General features: G+C 44.7%; 17 protein-coding genes. All 17 read left to right on the plus strand.

All coding sequences use genetic code 11. The annotated features are described in order from the left end of the window. The first annotated feature begins 370 nt into the window (after window positions 1-370). Window positions 371-1,327: a helix-turn-helix domain-containing protein gene (locus EAI83_RS01190; protein WP_092072146.1), complete on the plus strand. Its 957-nt coding sequence runs from the start codon at window positions 371-373 to the stop codon at window positions 1,325-1,327. A 172-nt stretch (window positions 1,328-1,499) separates the two neighbouring features. Continuing rightward, window positions 1,500-2,177: a response regulator transcription factor gene (locus EAI83_RS01195; RefSeq protein WP_118369274.1), complete on the plus strand. Its 678-nt coding sequence runs from the start codon at window positions 1,500-1,502 to the stop codon at window positions 2,175-2,177. Next, a complete protein-coding gene (locus EAI83_RS01200) occupies window positions 2,170-3,069 on the plus strand; it encodes a sensor histidine kinase (protein ID WP_129974492.1) in 900 nt (299 codons plus the stop codon). The genes EAI83_RS01195 and EAI83_RS01200 overlap by 8 nt, the downstream gene beginning before the upstream one ends. Before the next feature lie 135 nt (window positions 3,070-3,204). Continuing rightward, complete coding sequence (locus EAI83_RS01205; RefSeq protein WP_129974493.1) at window positions 3,205-3,876, plus strand: ABC transporter ATP-binding protein; 672 nt, start codon at window positions 3,205-3,207, stop codon at window positions 3,874-3,876. A gap of 13 nt (window positions 3,877-3,889) precedes the next feature. Then, on the plus strand, window positions 3,890-6,535 hold the full coding sequence (locus EAI83_RS01210) for an ABC transporter permease (RefSeq protein ID WP_129974494.1): 2,646 nt from the start codon (window positions 3,890-3,892) through the stop codon (window positions 6,533-6,535). A gap of 173 nt (window positions 6,536-6,708) precedes the next feature. Next, entirely contained in the window at window positions 6,709-6,909 is a 201-nt protein-coding gene (locus EAI83_RS01215) for an Ig-like domain-containing protein (protein ID WP_173907075.1), read from the plus strand. A gap of 307 nt (window positions 6,910-7,216) precedes the next feature. Continuing rightward, the gene (locus EAI83_RS01220) at window positions 7,217-7,771 is read left to right on the plus strand and encodes an RNA polymerase sigma factor (RefSeq protein WP_129974495.1); all 555 of its coding nucleotides are present in this window, start codon (window positions 7,217-7,219) and stop codon (window positions 7,769-7,771) included. Further along, a complete protein-coding gene (locus tag EAI83_RS01225) occupies window positions 7,744-8,847 on the plus strand; it encodes a DUF4179 domain-containing protein (protein ID WP_129974496.1) in 1,104 nt (367 codons plus the stop codon). Before EAI83_RS01220 ends, EAI83_RS01225 begins: the two co-directional genes overlap by 28 nt. 114 nt (window positions 8,848-8,961) lie before the next feature. Beyond that, window positions 8,962-9,111 (plus strand): helix-turn-helix domain-containing protein, encoded by a 150-nt coding sequence (locus tag EAI83_RS17985; RefSeq protein WP_227588800.1) that lies wholly within the window; start codon window positions 8,962-8,964, stop codon window positions 9,109-9,111. A gap of 555 nt (window positions 9,112-9,666) precedes the next feature. Next, window positions 9,667-12,285 (plus strand): DNA mismatch repair protein MutS, encoded by a 2,619-nt coding sequence (gene mutS / locus EAI83_RS01235; RefSeq protein ID WP_015525114.1) that lies wholly within the window; start codon window positions 9,667-9,669, stop codon window positions 12,283-12,285. A 5-nt stretch (window positions 12,286-12,290) separates the two neighbouring features. After that, window positions 12,291-14,405, plus strand: coding sequence for a DNA mismatch repair endonuclease MutL (mutL, locus tag EAI83_RS01240; RefSeq protein WP_044961807.1), 2,115 nt, complete (start codon window positions 12,291-12,293; stop codon window positions 14,403-14,405). Window positions 14,406-14,432: 27 nt separating this feature from the next. Then, window positions 14,433-15,386, plus strand: coding sequence for a tRNA (adenosine(37)-N6)-dimethylallyltransferase MiaA (gene miaA, locus EAI83_RS01245; RefSeq protein WP_021652027.1), 954 nt, complete (start codon window positions 14,433-14,435; stop codon window positions 15,384-15,386). A gap of 21 nt (window positions 15,387-15,407) precedes the next feature. After that, window positions 15,408-16,682: a methionine gamma-lyase family protein gene (locus EAI83_RS01250; protein WP_044961809.1), complete on the plus strand. Its 1,275-nt coding sequence runs from the start codon at window positions 15,408-15,410 to the stop codon at window positions 16,680-16,682. Then, window positions 16,679-17,878, plus strand: coding sequence for an NAD(P)/FAD-dependent oxidoreductase (locus EAI83_RS01255; RefSeq protein ID WP_129974497.1), 1,200 nt, complete (start codon window positions 16,679-16,681; stop codon window positions 17,876-17,878). The genes EAI83_RS01250 and EAI83_RS01255 overlap by 4 nt, the downstream gene beginning before the upstream one ends. Before the next feature lie 2 nt (window positions 17,879-17,880). Beyond that, on the plus strand, window positions 17,881-19,482 hold the full coding sequence (locus EAI83_RS01260; RefSeq protein ID WP_118607985.1) for an NAD(P)/FAD-dependent oxidoreductase: 1,602 nt from the start codon (window positions 17,881-17,883) through the stop codon (window positions 19,480-19,482). Window positions 19,483-19,587: 105 nt separating this feature from the next. Then, a complete protein-coding gene (radC, locus tag EAI83_RS01265) occupies window positions 19,588-20,295 on the plus strand; it encodes a RadC family protein (RefSeq protein WP_022427291.1) in 708 nt (235 codons plus the stop codon). 16 nt (window positions 20,296-20,311) lie between these two features. Further along, entirely contained in the window at window positions 20,312-21,325 is a 1,014-nt protein-coding gene (locus EAI83_RS01270; RefSeq protein WP_021652032.1) for a rod shape-determining protein, read from the plus strand. Window positions 21,326-21,335 lie beyond the last annotated feature (10 nt).

Consider the following 21,335-nt stretch of genomic DNA (forward strand, 5'->3'; position numbering starts at 1 on the left):
TTGTATTTGCCCTTATCAGAGTTTGTAAACACTGGTGGGACGATATAACACAAGGGAAACAATAAGGGAAAGCTCACCTGCGACAAATTCAGTGTTTTCAATGGTTTACAGTGAATTTGATAACAAAATATAACAGTTATTAAATCTCTTAAAACAGGTGAAATCTCAATCGAAATTGACCGAGCGCATTGGGCGAGAGATACTTCTTGTTTGAATGTTGGAATGATTATAGGTATTTGTTTTCGGTATGAAAATACCGTTTATTTATTCTAGACATAAGATGTCCGGTTGAAAATTAACGGATTCTCGTTTTATGTCGTGGTAATTTTGGTGCATATTGGTAAGCTGTAAGTGGAAGAGAGGTAGAGATATGGATACAAAAAAGATTGGAGCTTTTTTAAAGCAATGTCGTAAAGAAAAGAATCTTACGCAAGAACAGCTTGCCGAGAAGTTTGGGGTATCTGCAAGAACAGTTTCCAGATGGGAAACAGGAATAAATATGCCAGATCTCAGTGTACTTGTTCAACTTGCTGAATATTACGATGTTGAGATGAGAGAGCTCCTGGATGGAGAAAGGAGCCAGACTATGAATAAAGATATGAAAGAAACACTGGACAAAGTTGCGGTGTATGAAGAATGGGTGAAACAAAAAGCATTAAAGGCTGGAAATCTTGCATTTGCATCAATGTTTGTGATTGGTGTGTTAGCGATTATTATTCAGATGCTATTAATGGTGGATACTCGTTTGGTTTTGGGAGAGATAGTAACTGTCTTAGTAGGAGGAATCCTATATGTAGCTATTATGGTGTATAATGGAATATGGGATAAATGCCTGCCAAAAAGTGCTGCTATATGGCGGAATTTTCTCACCAGTGTAATATGTGCAGGAATTTTTACAGTCATCTATGGTACATGTTTATTTAGAATGGGAGCTACAGAAACACAGATAACACGATTGGCATTGGGATTTCTGATAGGTATTACTATTGTGTCATTTATTATTCTTAGGACCTTAGCATTTATTAATCGAAAAAGAAATCAGAATTCACCAAATGTTCAGGAGAGAAAAGAAACTTCCCAATCTAAGACAGAATGGACAAAGATTTATAATGCACAGAATATAGTAGAGACAGAACAGCTCGTAGAAATGTTAAAGCAAAGTGAAATAGAAGCTTTTTCCCAGGAAGCAGGTGCGAATGTTGCAATGCATGGGGCACCCGGATTTGGAATATATGGCGTGGATATATTCGTGAAAACCGATGATACAGAGAAGGCAGTACAGCTGATCAAGGAGATTAATAACCAAGAGAATGAAGAAATTTTTTGACATTGTCACATATGCGTGCTAATATGATCATAGAAAAAGTGTGCTGCCGATAGACGGTTAGTCCACATACTTAATTGATTGAAAATAACCGTTCAGTTTTGCTGGGGCGGTTATTTTTGTGTCTTGTTATTAACTTTGCCGAATACCTTTGAGTAACGAGGGAGTGAGATATATGGAGCAATTATTGATTGTTGAAGATGATATTGGTTTGAATCAAGGTTTATGCAAAGCACTGAAAGTAGATGATCGGAAGATTATTTCCTGCCAAGACCTGAAAACGGCGAAGGAGCAGCTGCTTTGCGGCGGTGTATCCCTGATCCTGTTGGATATCAATCTACCGGATGGCAGTGGGCTTGAGCTGCTCCGGGAGGTCAAGGAAAACACACCCGGGATTCCTGTTATTCTGCTGACTGCCAATGATACCGATCTGGACATCGTGGACGGACTGGAGAGGGGCGCTGATGATTACATTACCAAGCCCTTTTCTCTTTCGGTTTTGCGGGCAAGGGTGAATACCCAACTGCGAAAGCAAGCGTCAAGCCATAAAAATGCACCGATCCATATTGATCTATTTCACTTTGACTTTGAAGCTATGACCTTTTATGTGGGAGATTCAAAAGTGGAATTGAGTAAAACAGAGCAAAAATTACTGCGTCTGCTTGTTGAAAATCGTGGTCGAACCATGACCCGTGGAGACCTTGTAGACAGGATTTGGACAGATGGTGCTGAATATGTGGATGAAAATGCTTTGTCTGTTACGATCAAGCGTCTGAGGGATAAGCTTGGGGCACAGAAATACATTAAAACCGTCTATGGAATCGGTTATAGCTGGGTGACAAAAGATGAATAAAAGCGGCATCGTGATCATACTGCTGTGTTTTCTGGCGGCGGTAGCTGTTGTATTATGGGAGCGGAGAAAGGTCAGAAAAACGATGGAAGAAATCGAAAGGATGTTGGACGTTGCCATGACCGGTTCTTTTTCTGAAATCACTTTTGATGAAAGCCAGCTGTCTGCTTTGGAAACAAAGTTTGCACACTATCTTTCTGCCGCAGAAGCATCTTCTCGAAATATGGCACAGGAAAAAGACAAAATCAAATCCTTGATTGCGGACATTTCCCACCAGACGAAAACGCCGATTGCAAACCTGCTGTTATACAGCGAGCTTTTGATGGAGGAAACTCTGCCTGCATCGGCAAAGGAAAACGTGGAGGCACTGTACAAACAATCGGAAAAGCTACGATTTCTGATTGATTCTCTCGTAAAACTTTCCAGACTGGAAAATGGGATCATTTCACTTTCCCCTCAGCAAGCATCACTTCAGCCGCTGTTTGAAAGCGTAGTAGAACAATATGCCGCCAAGGCTTCTGGAAAAGGATTATCCATATATCTGTACGACACAGATATTTCCGCTACATTTGACTTCAAATGGACAGCGGAAGCACTGGCTAATATTGTAGACAATGCCATCAAATATACGGAGCATGGAACAATCACGATTTCTACCGTAAGTTACGAAATGTTTACAAGGATCGATATATCGGATACCGGTTCAGGTATCCCGGAAAACGAGCAGGCAAAGATATTTTCCCGTTTTTATCGTTCAAATGCTGTTCAGGAACAAGAAGGGGTTGGCATCGGCTTATACCTTGCCCGACAGATTATATCCGGTGAGGGCGGTTATATCAAGGTTGCTTCCGTTCCGGGAAAAGGAAGTACGTTTTCCATATTTCTGCCGAAATAACAACAATTCTATCAAAATTGTTAGATTTCATTTTCCGCCGGAAAGAATGTGGAAAGAATCCTATGCGATAATCTGTATGTATCAAAGGATCGTTTCCTTTCATACATACAGATTTTTTCATGGAGGTACTTGTTTATGGAGGTTTTACAGGCAAAAGACCTGAAAAAGATTTATGGCTCCGGTAATAACGCCGTTCATGCGTTGGATGGAGTTGATTTAAGTGTGAAGAAGGGAGAGTTTGTTGCAATTGTCGGCACATCCGGATCCGGAAAATCCACGCTGTTGCATATGCTGGGCGGGCTGGATCGCCCTACAAGCGGCACGGTCATGGTGGACGGACAGGATATTTTCTCCCTGAAGGAGGAAGCGCTGACCATCTTCCGCCGCAGGAAAATCGGCTTTGTATTTCAGAGCTACAATCTTGTTCCGGTGCTGAATGTATATGAAAATATCATTCTACCCACTGAACTGGATGGCGGAAAGGTAAACAAGGCTTTTGTGCAGCAGATCGTGCAGACGCTTGGACTGAACGACCGTCTGGATGCGCTGCCCAATCAGCTCTCAGGCGGTCAACAGCAGCGAGTAGCCATTGCCCGTGCGCTGGCAGCGGCACCCGCTATCATTCTGGCAGATGAACCCACCGGCAATCTGGACAGCAAGACCAGTCAGGATGTTTTGAGTCTGCTGAAGGTGAGCAGTCAAAAATTTGCCCAGACCATCGTGATGATCACCCACAACGAAGAGATTGCCCAACTATCTGACCGGATCATCCGCATAGAAGATGGCCGCATTGTCACGGGCCGATGAGGAGGTGACCGTGATGAAGGTAAGAAATCAAAAATGTATTCGAAAGCTCAGCTTAAAATCCCTTTATGCGAACCGTCGCCGCAATCTGATCGCCATTTTTGCCATTGCGCTGACAACGCTGCTATTTACTTCCATGTTTACCATTGTCTTGTCGTTGAACGCCAGTTATGAAACCTACCAGTTTCGGCAGGTAGGCGGCTATGCACACGGTACCTTTAAAGATGTTTCCCCCGAGCAGGCGGAACGTATCGCTGCTCATCCAAAGGTGAAGGCTGCGGGGGCACGGAAGGTGATCGGCATCACTGTGGATGGTGTCTTTTCCAAAACACCTGCAGAGATCAGCTACATGGATGCCAACTGCACCAAATGGAGTTATGCCACCCCTACTACCGGGCGGATGCCCGAAAGCGGCAAAGAAGTAGCCATGGATACGGCAGCGTTGCAGCTGCTTGGCGTAACGCCGGAGCTGGGCGCCGAGGTCACGGTTTCCTATTCCATCACGGACAAGGATCAAACCGCCTTTACTGTAACAGATACCTTTACGCTGGTGGGCTATTGGGACTATGATGAACTAATGCCTGTTCACTACATCAACATCAGCCGTGATTACGCAGATGACATCGAAGCGCAGGCAGTGAAAACAGGGTTACAGCCTTTCCGCACCGATTTGAATGTCATGCTGGCTTCCGGCACAAACATTCAAGGGCAGATGGAGCAGGTGGATACCGATCTTGGTTACACATGGGACAGCTATACTGATCCCAACAGCGTTCGAATCGGCGTCAATTGGGGATATACCTCATCCCAACTGGAGTCGCAGCTCGATCCAGAGCTGATGATCGCCATAGCAGCTTTTCTGTTGCTGGTGATTTTCACTGGGTATCTTATCATCTATAACATTTTCCAGATCTCTGTTGCGGGGGATATCCGGTTTTACGGACTTCTGAAAACCATTGGCACAACGCCCCGGCAGCTCAAACGTATCATTCGCCAGCAGGCACTTCTATTTTGTCTGATCGGCATTCCGGCAGGACTGTTGCTGGGCTACGGCATCGGCGCTGTTCTGGTGCCTGTTGTCTTGCGCTCCACCCAGTTGGATGCAGGCATCACCACCATCAGCACATCACCTGTGATCTTCCTTGGTTCCATGCTGTTTGCCTTGTTGACGGTGCTCTTGTCCTGCTCCAAGCCCGGAAAAATGGCAGCCAAGGTCTCTCCAGTGGAGGCTACCAAATATACGGATGTGATGCAGACTAAGAAAAAACAGCGCAGCACCCGGGGAGCCAAGCTCCATCAGATGGCCTTTGCCAATCTGGGACGAAACAAGAAAAAGACGGTGCTGGTGGTGGTGTCTCTGGCACTGTCGGTGACACTGTTCAATGCGCTGTGTGCCTTTGTGGGAGGCTTCAGCATGGAGAAGTATGTATCCTCCATGACCTGCGCCGATTTTATCGTCAGCACTCCCGACTATTTCCGTTTCAACCCGGCAGATGAATTCATCACGCCAGAACAGATCGAGGAGATCGCAGCAAACACAAAGGCCAGTCTTTCCGGCACGGGATATGCTGTGCTAAAAACCGCATACCTGTGGATGACGGAGGATGCTCTGCGGCAAGACTATGCAAGGTACGAAAGTGCCGAGCAGTTGGACAGCCATATGAGCCGCATGGAGCACCGGGGCAATATGGTGATGGGAGATACCAGAATCGAGGCTCTGGATAACAGTCTGTTTGACAAGCTGCAAGTGTTCGACGGAGATATTTCTCCTATGCTGGAGCCGGACAATAACGCCATTGCCATTGCGGTTTCTTTGGATGATTACGGCAATCTGCCCAATCCTGAATACTACCCCAAGGTGGGAGACACGATCACGGCTACCTATGCGGATGATGTGAAATATATCGACAGCCGCACCGGGGAACTGTGCAACGAAGACACACCGGAGGAGTACCTTCAGGCAAAATTGTATGGGGCCAGAGATGTAGAGTACACGGTCTGCGCCTTGGTAGAACTTCCGAACTCCATGGGTTATCGTTATGGTGGTATTGGATATAACGCAGTTTTGCCTGTGGCCACCGCACAGAGGGACAGCGGTGGTGCAGTCGTTCCGATGCTCTACCTGTTCGACACAGCGGACGAAGCTGACGAGGCCGAAGCAGAGCAATATCTGTCAAAGCTCACGGCCGGTGAGTTTTCGCCCTTGATGTATGAAAGCAAAGCCACGGTTCGCTCTGAGTTTGCTCAGTTCCGGCAGATGTTCCTTCTGATCGGTGGTATCCTCTGTGCTATCATTGGGCTGGTGGGACTCTTAAATTTCTTCAACGCCATGATGACCGGTATTCTTTCCCGCCGCCGGGAATTTGCGGTGCTTCAGGCTGTAGGAATGACGCCCCGACAGCTCAAAACCATGCTGATCTACGAGGGGTTGTTTTACGCAATGTCTTCTGTATCGGTGGCCTTTGTGCTTTCACTGGCGGTGGGACCTCTTGCGGGGAAAATGCTGGGCAGTATGTTCTGGTTCTTTGAGTATCGGTTCACCGTTCTGCCTGTCCTGCTGACAATTCCGGTATTTCTTCTGCTTGGGTGGCTGATTCCCTGCATGATGTATGATAACGCAGCGAAATGCAGCATTGTAGATCAGTTAAGGGATGCTCAATAATTGTTAAGCCAAAATTAGCCCTCTGTCAATGAAAAGGCTGAGGGCTGGAATTCAAATAATAATCAAAGTGACCATTACACTGGCCAGCGGCAAGAAACAGGTCATTTCCGTTACTGTGCAGAAAACAACGGTAAGAACAACAAAGATCACCGGACTGAAATCAAGCGTGACTGTTGCAAGGAATAAAAAAACTTACGCTGAAACCAGTCATCAGCCAGATTACTTCCCAGGAGAAGGTTACCTACAGTTCTTCGAATAAGAAGAGCGTGACGCTAAATTCCAAGGGCGTGATCACCGGAAAGAAAAAGGGAACAGCCTATATCACAGTGAAATCTGGAAAGATCCGTAAAAAAGTAAAAGTAGTTGTTAAATAAAAATGATTCAAGCAGGAGCTGTCTTTCATGAATACACATGGAATGGCAGCTCCTTTTTTCATTTTTTGCATGTAGTTTTATTTGCAGAAGTAGATTACGATATTAATAGTTGACCAAGAGAGAAGAATGTTTAGATAATATGTTATAGTGATAATGGAAGCATGGTAACAAAAAAAAATTATAAAAATAGAAAAAAAGTGCAACCAAACAGAAAAAAATACGTTCTATATAATAGAAAACATTAATATGGCACACTGCAAATAACCTATCTGCATAAAAACACTAATATACAGGGGAGAAATGTGATATGGAAGATATACATATTATAAATTTATTTTTAGAAAGATCAGAAGATGCAATTCGCCAGGTAGAAGTAAAGTACGAAAAATTTTGCTTTAAGATTGCATGGAATATTTTATATAACACAGAAGATTCAGAAGAATGCGTAAATGATACGTGGCTGATAACGTGGAATAAGATTCCGCCCAAAACGCCAACAAAATTATCTGCATTTCTTGGAAAAATAACCAGAAATTTGGCATTGGACAATTTCAGAAAGAAAAATGCTTCAAAAAGAGCAGATACACATATGATGGATATTTGTGGTGAAGTGGAAAAACTGGAAAATACAATAAAGGATTATGTGGAAGAGGATATAAAGAAAAAGGAAATTTTGAATATTTTAGAAAATTTTTTGAGTGATTTAAAAGCAGGAGACAGGGATATTTTTGTCAGGCGATATTGGTATATGGATAATATTAAAGACATTGCAAAAAGACATGGATGCTCTGAGACTAAAATTAAATCCAGTCTTTTTCGAAGCAGAAACAAATTATGGGAAGAGGTGAAAGAAATCATATGAAAAAAGAAAACAATTTTTTGGATCTGATGGGAGAAATAGATGAAAAATTTGTTTACGAAGCTTCCTTGCCATGGAAAAAGCGAAATGTTAATTTGAAATTAAAATTAGCAAAGATTGCAGCAGCAGGAGTTGTAATAGCATTATTGATAGGAGGCTTGGGACATCCGCATGAGATAAAGGCGGCCTGGGAACAGATTACTTCGTGGATTCAAACTGCATTGGGGATCAATGAAAATGTAGAATCATATATAGATAGTGTTGGAAAAACGATTACTAAAAATGGAATTTCTATTACATTAGATGAAATTGCTGCTGATAAGGAGAATTTATGGGTGGCAATATCTGATAATATAAATGATTCAAAAGAAAAGGATACTATTCTACTAACAGAAGTGGAGATAAATGGAAAAGCGGCACAGTTAGATGGAACATATGCTCTGGAGAAAAAGGAGAACGGAACAGATGGTCAGGTTTGTCATTATAGGGTGGAAGATACAACTATTAAAGATAATACAGCAGATATAAAAATGAAAGTATGGTTATTTGATCCAACAGAAATGGATACTGCAGATACAAAAGATACGGATGACTATATTTTTGAATTTTCATCAAATTGGGAAGAACTGGAGAAGAATACAATAAATGTAAATGTGAATAAAAAAATAAAGATATCTCCAAATCAAAATCTGACGATTTCAAAAATGAGCTTAAACGATTTGGCAAGTACAATTTATGGAAATTTGAATAATAAAGAATATGAAGATTATTATTTAATAGGAACCGACGATAAAGGAAATCAGGGGCTTTATAGAATGACAAATTATGGAGACACAGAGACTGTGTTTGAAGAAAGCAGAAATAATACAAAATATAAAGGAATTTCTCCAGATGCTAAAACGGTGACATTAGAATTATATGTAAATAAAGAAGAAAAAAACAGAACAACATATAAAAAATATGAAACAGGAACAGAAGATACTTACGGAGAAGGCGTAGGACGTGTTTATGAAAGTGATGAAGATCCTCTGGATTTATATAGCCTAGTGGAAGGAAAAATAGAAATTAAAATCAGATGACAAAAGAATAATTTAATCGAAGAGAGGAACAGCCAATATCATCTGCCTTCAGATATTGGCTGTAATATATATGATACATAAAAAATACAAGCAGCAGATAACGATAAGATTCTTATATCAGTCAAGGAAGCCTGTGAACGCACAGGTCTTTCAGAGAAAACCATGAGAATTCTTATGAAGAATAATACCTTCATGGTACGAATTGGGCGAAGAACCCTGATTGATAAGAAAAAATTTCAGAAATGGATAGATCGGCAGTCTTGAAAGGTTTTTGGGGTTGTGTTAAAATTAAGTCCAGTGCCATGCATGATCATCTATTGTTATTAGAAAAAGGATGGTAATGTTATGGAAAAAATCTAAGAGGAAAAGAAATAGGTAAGGGAATCCGACAAAGAAAAGATGGGCGGTAAGAAGCCAGAATCACAATTAAGGGATCTGGCAACCGCCTTTTTCTATCTATGGAACAAATCTTCAGCAGGTGAAAAAGCAAAGAAACATGTATTTGGCGGAAGTTCTCCCAGGTATTCCAGGCTTTGATTCGAGTATGTCCGTTTCAAAATGGTATGAGAAATGGATGGAACTTTATAAGGTTCGGAATCTTAAAGCAACCACGATAAGAAATTATGAAGAAAAGTATGGAAAAGAAAGCTAATTTTACTGATAAAATGACAATTTAGGAAGAGGTTTAAATATTTGGAAAAAGCAAGAAACACTGAAGAAGAGAAAAAAATGGGTCAAAAGTGGGTCAAAAAAAAATATAAGGCATCTGAAACCCGCATAAACACTGGGTTTCCGGCTGATACCAGTACATTATCACCGATGATGAAAGAATACGTAAAGACCAAAGAAGAGTACAGCGACTGTATCCTTTTTTACCGTCTGGGCGATTTTTATGAAATGTTCTTTGATGATGCGCTGACTGCATCCAAGGAACTGGAGATCACACTTACAGGAAAAGACTGCGGATTGGAAGAGAGAGCGCCCATGTGTGGCGTTCCTTTTCATGCTGCGGAAACTTATATCAACCGGCTGATCGAAAAGGGCTATAAGGTTGCCATCTGCGAACAGGTAGAAGATCCGAAAAAAGCCAAGGGTCTTGTTAAACGAGAGGTTGTCCGCATTGTCACGCCGGGAACTACTCTGGATACCATGTCACTGGACGAGTCCAAAAACAATTATCTGATGTCCATCGTCTCCATTGGAGAGCATTTTGGCTGTGCAATTGCAGATATCACAACCGGTGACTGTTTTCTCACAGAACTGGATAAACCTCAGAAGCTTCTGGATGAGATCAATAAATTTACACCTGCAGAGATCATCTGCAATGACGCCTTTCTTTTAAGCGGTGTGGATGTAGCGGATCTGAAGGGGCGTCTTGGAATCTGTGTATTTGCTCTGGATCCCTGGTACTTTGACGACCAGCTGTGCCAGAAAACCCTGAAAGAGCATTTTCACGTCGGAAATCTGGAAGGTCTCGGGATCGGAGATTATGACAGCGGGATCATTGCTTCCGGTGCACTGTTCCTGTATCTGAAGGAAACACAGAAAACAGCACTTTCCCATATGGCAAGCATCCGCCCTTACTCTGCTGAAAAATATATGCTCATCGACAGCTCCAGCCGTCGTAACCTGGAGCTTGTGGAAACCATGCGCGAAAAGCAGAAAAGAGGTTCTCTTCTCTGGGTTCTGGATAAAACCAAAACTGCCATGGGTGCAAGAACCCTTCGTTCTTATGTGGAGCAGCCTCTGATCGATGCAGAGGAAATCGAAAAGAGACTTGGTGCCCTGGAAGAACTGAACGCAAAACCTATGGATCGTGATGAGATCCGGGAATACTTAAATCCGATCTACGATCTGGAACGTCTGATAAGCCGTATCAGCTATAAATCTGCCAACCCAAGAGATCTGGTTTCCTTTGCCTCTTCCCTGGAAATGCTGCCTTATATAAAGCAGATCCTTGCAGAATTTAAATCTCCGCTGCTTATGCAGATCAACGAAGACATGGATCCATTGTCAGACATTACCGATCTGATCCGTAATTCCATTGCTGATGATCCACCCCTTGCCCAAAAGGACGGCGGTATCATTCGGGAAGGTTATAACGAAGATGTGGATAAATTCCGCCGCTCCCGGACAGATGGAAAGAAGTGGTTATCTGAATTGGAAGCAAGAGAGCGGGAACGTACCGGTATTAAGAGCCTGAAGATCAAATATAACCGTGTATTCGGCTATTCCCTGGAAGTTACCAACACCTTCAAGGATCTCGTGCCGGAGGACTATATCCGCAAACAGACCCTTACCAACGCAGAGCGTTACATCACCCAGGAGCTGAAGGATCTGGAGGATCTGATCCTTGGAGCAGAAGATAAGCTTTATGCATTAGAATTTGAACTGTTTTCAGATATCCGTGATCAGGTTGGAGCTGAGGTTGTCCGTATCCAGCGTACTGCAAAGGCAGTAGCTGCTCTGGATGTTTTTGCTTCCCTTGCACTGGTTGCACAGAGGAATAACTTTGTCCGGCCCAAGATCAATGAGACCGGCCTCATTGATATCCGAAATGGCCGCCACCCGGTTGTGGAACAGATGATTGAAAACGATATGTTCATTCCAAATGATACGTATCTTGACAACCACAAAAAACGTATCTCCATTATCACAGGACCGAACATGGCCGGAAAATCCACATACATGCGCCAGACAGCATTGATCGTACTGATGGCACAGATCGGAAGCTTTGTTCCTGCGGACAGTGCGAATATCGGTGTGGTTGACCGGATCTTCACCCGTGTGGGAGCATCCGATGACCTTGCAAGCGGACAGAGTACCTTTATGGTGGAGATGACAGAGGTTGCCAACATTCTTCGTAATGCCACTTCCCGAAGTCTTCTGATCCTGGATGAGATCGGACGTGGAACTAGTACCTTTGACGGCCTTTCCATTGCCTGGGCAGTGATCGAACACATCAGCAACACCAAACTCTGCGGCGCCAAGACCTTATTTGCGACCCATTATCACGAGCTTACCGAACTGGAAGGCAAGCTTTCCGGTGTCAACAACTACTGTATCGCTGTCAAGGAAAAAGGCGACGATATCGTATTCCTGCGTAAGATCGTAAAAGGCGGAGCAGATAAAAGCTATGGTATCCAGGTAGCCAAGCTTGCCGGTGTTCCGGATTCCGTGATCCAGCGTGCCAAGGAACTGGTAGAGGAGCTCAGTGATGCAGATATCACTGCAGCTGTAAAAGATCTAACTGCTCCAAAGAAAAAGCAGAAGATCACCTATGATCAGTTAGATATGGCACAGATGTCACTGTTTGACACGGTACAGGACAATGATATCATTGAAGAGATCAAAAACCTGGAGATCGGGAATCTGACACCAATGGAAGCTTTGAACATTCTCTATAACCTGCAGAACAAAATTAAGAACCGGTGGTGAGACCCTTGAAAAAAATTGCAGTTTTAGACCAGAATACCATTGATAAGATCGCAGCAGGAGAGGTCGTAGAGCGCCCCTCCTCTGTTGTAAAAGAGCTTGTGGAAAATGCCATTGACGCAGGTGCTACCGCTATTACTGTAGAGATCACAGACGGCGGAAAAAAGCTGATCCGTATCACGGACAATGGCTCCGGAATGGATGCAGAGCAGGTTCCGCTTGCTTTTCTCCGCCATGCCACAAGTAAAATTGAAAAAGTAGAAGACCTGACCCACATTGCCTCTCTTGGCTTCCGTGGTGAAGCACTTTCCAGTATTGCCGCCGTCTCCCAGGTGGAGCTGATCACAAAGACTCCTTCCGGGATCAGTGGTACCCGTTATGTGATCGAAGGCGGAAAAGAACAGTCTCTGGAGGAAATGGGGGCACCGGAGGGAACAACATTTCTGATCCGAAACCTCTTTTACAATACACCTGCAAGGAGCAAATTCCTGAAATCCGATATGACAGAAGCCGGTTACATCAATACTCTGATGGAGCAGTTGGCGCTTTCCCATCCGGAAATCTCCTTTAAATATATCCAGAACCGTCAGGTGAAGCTTTCCAGTTCCGGAAACTACAGCGTAAAAGATGTGATCTACAGTGTCTACGGCCGGGAGATCGCCAAGGCGCTTCTGGATGTTTCCTACGAAAATGATTTCATGAAGATCGAGGGCTTTGTGGGGAAACCGGAGATTTCCAGAGGAAACCGTACTTTTGAGAATTATTATATCAATGGCCGATATGTAAAAAACAAGATCATTACCAAGGCCATTGAGGACGGATATAAAGGACTTGTCATGCAGCATAAATTTCCGTTTGTCTCACTTCGGATCGAAATGGACGGCAATGACCTGGATGTTAATGTGCATCCCGCAAAGAGAGAAGTGCGTTTTGCCAGAGAAACCGAAGTTTATACGGCCATTTATGAAACTGTCCGCAAGGTATTGACCCACAGAGAACTGATCCCACAGGTATCTGTTGGAAAAGACGAACCGACATCCCGCACAGAACAGATAAAGCCAGGAAATATTCCGGAGCCTTTTGAAGTAAAACGGCGGCAGGAGATGTACGGTCACCCAAATCGGACGGCAAATATAGCTTCCCATGCTGCACCGACAGCTTCTGAAGTACGTAGTACAGCGCCGGTTCCATCGATACCTTATAATAAGCCAACAAATGGTACCGCCTCCTATGGTTCAGCTGAAACAACTCACAATTCTTCAGCTTCTTCTGCAGATAAATACAAACGTGTGGATTCTCTGCGGGAAAATCCCGTATATGAATCGCAGCCTTTCACAAAAGAAGAAGAGGAAATGTTTTCCGGAACATTAAAAGACGGAAGAAATGAAAATTCCGCTACAGAAACAGCAGATTATGAAGTGATTTCTGAAAAGCCTGCTGAATCGGCACCTCCTGAGGTAGACAACGAGCCGATCAAATCGCAGGAACAGGAACCGCCAAAACAGCTGGAACTGTTCGAAGAACGGCTTCTTGCTCCTGAATCCAGAAGCCGCCACAGACTGATCGGACAGCTGTTTGATACCTACTGGCTGGTACAGTTTGAGGATAATTTTTATATCATTGACCAGCATGCTGCCCATGAAAAAGTATATTATGAGCGATTCGTAAAGCAGTTTCAGTCCCAGAACATCCAGTCCCAGTATGTAAGTCCCCCACTGATCGTTTCACTCAGCCTTGAGGAGGAGAATCTGCTGAAGGCAAACAAAAAGTATTTCCGGGATTTCGGCTTTGAGATCGAACCCTTTGGCGGAAGGGAGTACAGTATCAGTGCGGTTCCCTCCAGCCTTCTGGGAATGACAGAAGAAGAGCTGTTTCTGGAAATGCTGGACCATCTCACTGCAGACGGCTCCAAAGATGCATTTGAACTGTTTACCGCAAGGCTTGCAACTATGGCCTGCAAAGCTGCTGTAAAAGGCAATCATTCCATGTCACCCCAGGAAGCCGACAAGCTGATCGATGAACTTCTGACACTGGAAAATCCTTATAACTGTCCTCATGGAAGGCCAACCATCATTGCCATGAGTAAGACAGAGATTGAAAAAAAATTTAAACGTATCGTGTAAGATACCTATCATAAACGGAGAAAATCTATGAAAAAACCTCTTATCGTCCTTACCGGACCTACTGCCGTGGGAAAAACAAAACTTTCCATTGCCCTTGCAAAAGCAGTAAACGGAGAGATCATCTCCGCAGATTCCATGCAGGTTTACCGCCATATGGATATTGGTTCCGCCAAGATCACACCGGAAGAAATGGATGGCGTCCCTCATCATCTGGTGGATGTGTTGGAGCCCACAGAAGATTTTAATATTGTCCTTTTCCAGCAGATGGCAAAAGAAGCCATGGAAAAAATTTATGATAAAGGCCGGATCCCGATCCTGGTAGGCGGCACGGGATTTTATATTCAGGCCGTAACCAGAGATATTGATTTTACCAGTTCCAACCAGGATGACCATTACCGCAGGGAGCTGGAAGAGCTGGCAGAACAAAAAGGCCCTTCATTTCTTCATGATATGCTTGCACAGGTTGATCCCAAGTCAGCCCAGGACATCCATGAGAACAATGTCAAGCGAGTGATACGCGCCCTGGAATTTTATAAACAGAACGGTACCAGGATCTCCGAACATAATGAAGAGCAGAAAGAACATACCAGCCCCTATGCCCTGGCATACTTTGTCCTGAACGCACCCCGTCCCCTTCTCTACGAACGCATAGACACAAGAGTGGATGAGATGTTGAAAAACGGGCTTGTAGAAGAAGTAAAAAAGCTCCGGGAAATGGGCTGCCACAGAGGAATGGTTTCGATGCAGGGACTGGGCTATAAAGAAATCCTGGACTGGATGGACGGAGAATACCCTTACGAGGAAGCCGTTCGCATCCTGAAACGTGACACCAGACATTTCGCCAAACGCCAGCTTACCTGGTTCCGAAGAGAAGGCGAGGTAACCTGGGTAGATAAAGATAACTTTGATTACGATGACAGCCGGATCCTTTCCTACATGCTTTCTGTATGCAGAGAAAAAGGGATCCTGCCTGCCAAATAAAATAAAAAAGGAAAAATGATCATGAAAGAATTATATGCACAGCTTGGAATCTCTTCCGCAGTTTACGATTTCGGTAAAACTGTAGAAGATTCCCTGAAAGAACGTTTTGAAAAATTTGATAAAACTGCAGAGTATAACCAGATGAAGGTTATCCATGCCATGCAGAAAAACCGTGTCAGTGAGGCATGTTTCGGAGCTTCCTCCGGTTATGGCTACAACGACCTTGGCCGCGAAACTCTGGAGCAGGTTTATGCCGATACCTTCCACACAGAAGCCTGCCTGGTACGCCCGCAGATCACCTGTGGAACTCATGCACTTGCCATTGCTCTCTTCGGAAACCTGCGCCCCGGTGACGAGCTTCTTTCCCCTGTAGGAAAGCCTTACGATACCCTGGAAGAAGTGATCGGTATCCGCCCGTCCAATGGTTCCCTTGCGGAATATGGCGTAAAATATCGTCAGGTGGATCTTCTCGAGGATGGTACCTTTGATTATGAAAACATCAGAAAAGCAGTCAATGAAAAAACAAAGCTGGTAACCATCCAGCGTTCCAAAGGCTATCAGACCCGTCCTTCTTTCTCCGTAAAACAGATCGGTGAGCTGATCTCTTTTGTAAAAAAGATCAAGCCGGATGTGATCTGCATGGTAGATAACTGCTACGGAGAATTCGTAGATACCATCGAGCCCAGTGATGTAGGTGCAGATATCATGGTCGGCTCCCTGATCAAAAATCCAGGTGGCGGCCTTGCTCCTATCGGTGGTTATATCGCAGGAAGAAAAGACTGTGTGGAAAATGCCTCCTACCGTATGACCTGCCCGGGACTGGGTATGGAAGTCGGTGCAACTCTTGGTGTAAACCGTTCTCTGTATCAGGGATTTTTCCTTGCACCGATGATCACCAAAGGAGCTTTAAAGGGCGCTGTTTTTGCAGCGAACATTTACGAAAAGCTTGGTTTCCCGGTAGTTCCCAACAGCACAGAGCCACGTCAGGATATCATCCAGGCGGTCACTCTCGGAACACCGGAAGGTCTTGTAGCATTCTGCCAGGGTATCCAGGCTGCTGCACCGGTAGACAGCTTTGTAACACCAGAGCCGTGGGATATGCCGGGATATGACAGCCAGGTGATCATGGCAGCAGGTGCTTTCATCCAGGGTTCTTCCATCGAGCTTTCTGCCGATGGTCCTATGAAACCGCCTTATGCAGTTTATTTCCAGGGTGGTCTCACCTGGGAGCATGCAAAGCTGGGAATCCTGAAATCTCTTCAGTATATGGTTGATAAGGAACTTGTGAGCTTATGAAAAAATCCGAAGGACCGGACTTAAAAAAACAGATCTTTGTCATAGGAGCCGGTGCTTCCGGTCTTATGGCAGCTATTCAGGCTGCTGTATACGGAGCTGCAGTTACGGTTCTGGAACAAAATGACCGTCCCGGCAGAAAAATCTGTGCTACGGGAAACGGCCGTTGTAATATGACGAACCTAAATCAGGATGAAAACGCTTACCGGGGATCTCATCCTGAATTTGCCAAAGATGCCCTGGCACAGTTTCCTGTGGAAAAAACTCTGAAATTCTTTCAGGAACTGGGAATCTGTATCACAGACCGCAGCGGATGGATCTATCCCCGAAGCAACCAGGCACAGAGTGTGGTAGATGTTCTTGTCATGAAGGCACGCAGCCTGAAGGTAAAGCTGAAAACCAATCAGACCGTTACCGGCGTGTCTTTTGCAGACGGACAGTGGAAGATCCATACGGACGGATGGACCTACAGTGGTGATGCCGTGATCCTTGCAAATGGTTCCCGTGCGTCTTCCGTTGCAGGTTCCTGCGAAAGCGGATATGAAATTGCAAAAAGTCTCGGACATCATCTGATCGAACCCCTTCCAGCTTTGACAGCTCTGAAATGTAAGGGAAATTCTTTTTCCGGCTGGAGTGGTGTACGGACAGAAGGGAAGATAACACTTTATATAGACGGCACACCGACAGTCTCCCAGCAGGGAGAACTGCAGCTTACCGATTACGGTGTATCCGGGATCCCGGTATTTCAGATTTCCCGCTACGCCATCCGAGCGGTTCACGAAAACAAAAACGCAGAGCTTTCCATAAATTTTTTTCCGGAACTGAACCAGAAAGAACTGGAAGAATACCTGGAACAGAGAAAAACAGCCTGCCCTTATAAAACAGAAAAAGAACTTCTCATCGGACTTTTTCCGGAAAAACTGATCCGTGTCTTATGTGCACAGAAGAATCTGATCCATGGGATCAATGATTTTCGCCTTCCGGTAAAAGACAGCCTTTCTTTTGAACAGGCACAGGTTTGTTCCGGCGGCGTGGATACTTCTGAAGTTCAAAGTAAAACCATGGAATCCAGACTTCATAAAGGCCTTTATTTTGCCGGAGAACTCCTTGATATTGACGGCACCTGCGGTGGATACAACCTGCAGTGGGCATGGTCAAGTGGAGCTACCGCCGGTATCTGGGCAGCAAAGGAGGAATAACAATGATCCGGATCACACAGTTGAAGCTTCCCATCACTCATACAGAAGAGCAGCTTCACCGAAAAATAGCAAAAATGCTTCGTCTTGGAAATCAGCCGTTCACCTATGAGATCCGAAAACAATCTCTGGATGCCCGGCACAAAGAGGACAAAAAATTTGTCTACACTGTAGATATTAAACTGGATAACGAATCCCGTGTTCTCAAAAAGGTTCACGATAAAAATATTATGTTAACCTCTGAGAAAAAATATCATTTCTCCTCATCTGGCTCTGAAGCTCTGTCCCATCGTCCTATAGTGATCGGAAGCGGACCTGCAGGATTATTCTGTGCCTGGTACCTGGCCAAAGCCGGGTACTGTCCACTGGTACTGGAACGGGGAGAAGAAGCAGACAAACGCCAGAAAACCGTGGAAAATTTCTGGAAAAACGGCATCTTGGATCCGGATTCCAATGTACAGTTCGGAGAGGGCGGTGCAGGGACTTTTTCCGATGGAAAGCTGAATACTCTGGTAAAAGATACTTTTGGAAGAGGAAGGGAAGTTCTTTCCCGATTTGTGGAGGCAGGAGCTCCCTCTGAGATCCTTTACCAGCAAAAGCCTCATCTTGGCACAGATCAGCTTGTAGGTATCGTTCAGTTTATGCGTCATCAGATTGAAGAAATGGGCGGGGAATTCCGTTTTCGTTCCACAGTAACTGATCTGATGATCCGTGACCGGAAGCTTACTGCAGTCATTGTCAATGCAAAAGAGGAAATACCGGCAGAAATCTGCATTCTTGCTCCCGGCCACAGCGCCAGAGATACGTTTGCCATGCTGGAAAAACACAATATTAACATGGAGCCGAAATCTTTTGCAGTGGGGGTACGTGTGGAACATCCGCAGACCATGATCAACCAGGATCTTTACGGGGAACCGGAAAACGACCGTCTGGGTGCATCCAGCTACAAGGTTACCCATACACTGGAAAACGGACGTGGCGTTTATTCTTTCTGTATGTGTCCCGGCGGATATGTTGTAAATGCATCTTCTGAAGAAGGTATGCTTGCAGTGAATGGTATGAGCTATCAGGCACGTGACAGCCATAATGCCAACAGTGCTATCATCGTTACGGTAAACCCTTCTGATTTTCCTGAAGAGGGAGTTCTCGGCGGAATCGCTCTGCAGCGAAAACTGGAGCGCGCTGCCTGGGAAGCCGGAAAAGGAAAAATTCCGGTACAGCTTTTCAAAGATTACTGTACCCATCAGAAAAGTACCAGGCTTGGAGATGTGATCCCCTGTATCAAAGGAGCTTATACACTTACCGATGTCCGCAGTATTTTCCCAAAAGAGATCGGCGATTCCATTGAAGCAGGAATCCATGCTTTTGGAAAAAAGCTTTCCGGTTTTGACCGACCGGATGCATTGCTGGAAGGAGTAGAAAGCCGTACCTCTTCTCCTGTACGGATCGTTCGGGAACCGAAAAAGCTCACTTCCAATATAGAAGGAATCTACCCCTGCGGAGAGGGCGCCGGTTACGCCGGAGGCATTACATCCGCAGCGATGGACGGGATCAAGGTGGCAGAAGCAGTCGCTTCTGTTTATGCCCTGCCTGTAAACAAAATGTGAAAAAAGTGGAAATTTCCGGGATAGAGTGTACATCCCTGCTTTTTTATGCTAAAATAACTTCTGCAATTTTGCATCCCCTTCTTCGAGAGCGAAAAGGGAAATCATATGAAAGATACTATAATGGAAATGCCAGATTATCAGCGTCCGTATGAAAAATGTCTGCGGGAAGGAGAACAGTCCTTAAGCGATCGAGAGCTTCTTGCCGTGATCCTGCGCTGTGGCGTACAGGGATCCAGTTCCCTGACTCTGGCAGATAAAATCCTGAATTTATCGAAACAGACCGGATACAGTGGCCTGCTTGGACTGTTTCATATTTCCATGCAAGAACTGATGAAGATCCATGGGATCGGTAAGGTAAAAGCCATACAGCTGAAATGTATCGGGGAACTTTCCAAGCGTATGGCAACCGCAGCTGCAAAACCGGAATTATCTTTTCACCATCCGGTAACCATTGCGAAATATTATATGGAGCGGCTCCGGCATGAAGAGCAGGAATTGCTTTACTGCATGATGCTGGACGGACATAACCATTTGTCGGGGGAACAGCTTTTAAGCCGCGGTACAGTCAATGCCACACTGATCACACCAAGAGAAGTCTTTGTAGAAGCTGTAAAGTATCGGGCGGTGAACCTGATCCTGGTCCACAATCATCCAGGAGGCGATCCCTCCCCCAGCCAGGCTGATCTGGATGTTACGGAACGGATCTATCATTGTGGTGAACTCCTCGGCATCCATCTTCTGGATCATATCATCATCGGTGATCACAGGTATGTCAGTTTCCGCGAAAAAGGGATTTTTGATGAATATACTTAAGTGAAGGGACAGATTTATGCTTTTTAGAAATAATTACGGAGTAGACCTTGGAAGCAGCTCTGTAAAAGTCTATTCATTTTTCAGAAACAAAAGTTACATAGAAAAGAACATGGTAGCCTACAGAGGACGCCGGATCCTTGCCATAGGGAACGAAGCTTATGAAATGTTTGAAAAATCACCTGCAGATATTTCCGTAAATTCTCCTATGGCTTTCGGTATGCTGGCAAATCTGGAATTGCAGGAGATCGTCCTTTACAGCATGATAAAAAAAATCGATCATACATCCGGTCTCGGAGCAGACATGTATTTCTCCGTACCACTTGATATGACTGCTATCGAAAAGAGGGCATACTATCATCTGGTCAATGGTCACTGGCTGCGGAAAAACCGTGTTTTTATGGTGGAGTCCCCTATTGCAGATGCCATTGCCATGGGAATCGACCCTGAAAAGAATCAGGGCAGCATGATCGTAAACATCGGTGCACAGAGTACAGAGTTTTCCATCATAACCGACGGAAAGATCATCATCAGCCGTAAGATCCCCATCGGAGGCAGACAGATGAACGAATCTATCTGCAGCGAAATCCGAAAACATTATAATCTTCAGATTGGAACACGAACTGCAAAACGTCTGAAAGTAGTTATGGGAAGACTGAATGATCAGAAAAAAGAAGCCCGAAAAGTAGTCGGGATCGACAGTATTTCCGGACTTCCACGAGAAGAAGTTATTTCTGCCTACGTTGTCAATGAAGGGATCGCCAACTGTGTGAACCAGATCGCAGCAGAAATGAAATCTTTTCTGGAACGTACCCCGCCACAGATCGCTTATCATATCGCAAAAGAGGGCATTTATCTGACCGGCGGCAGCACACGGCTTCCTTATATAGATAACTATCTGGCTAGCTATACCGGATTTGCCTTTAATCTTTCTGATCTGTATGAAACTTCTGCAGCATACGGCCTGGAAAAGATCATCCGCGACAGAAACCTGCGCAAATGGGCCCAGCCGGTAAAGCAGAAAAAACTGTAAAGGGGCATAT

Source organism: Blautia sp. aa_0143 (genome assembly GCF_004167315.1).
GTDB classification, from domain to species: domain Bacteria; phylum Bacillota; class Clostridia; order Lachnospirales; family Lachnospiraceae; genus Blautia_A; species Blautia_A fusiformis.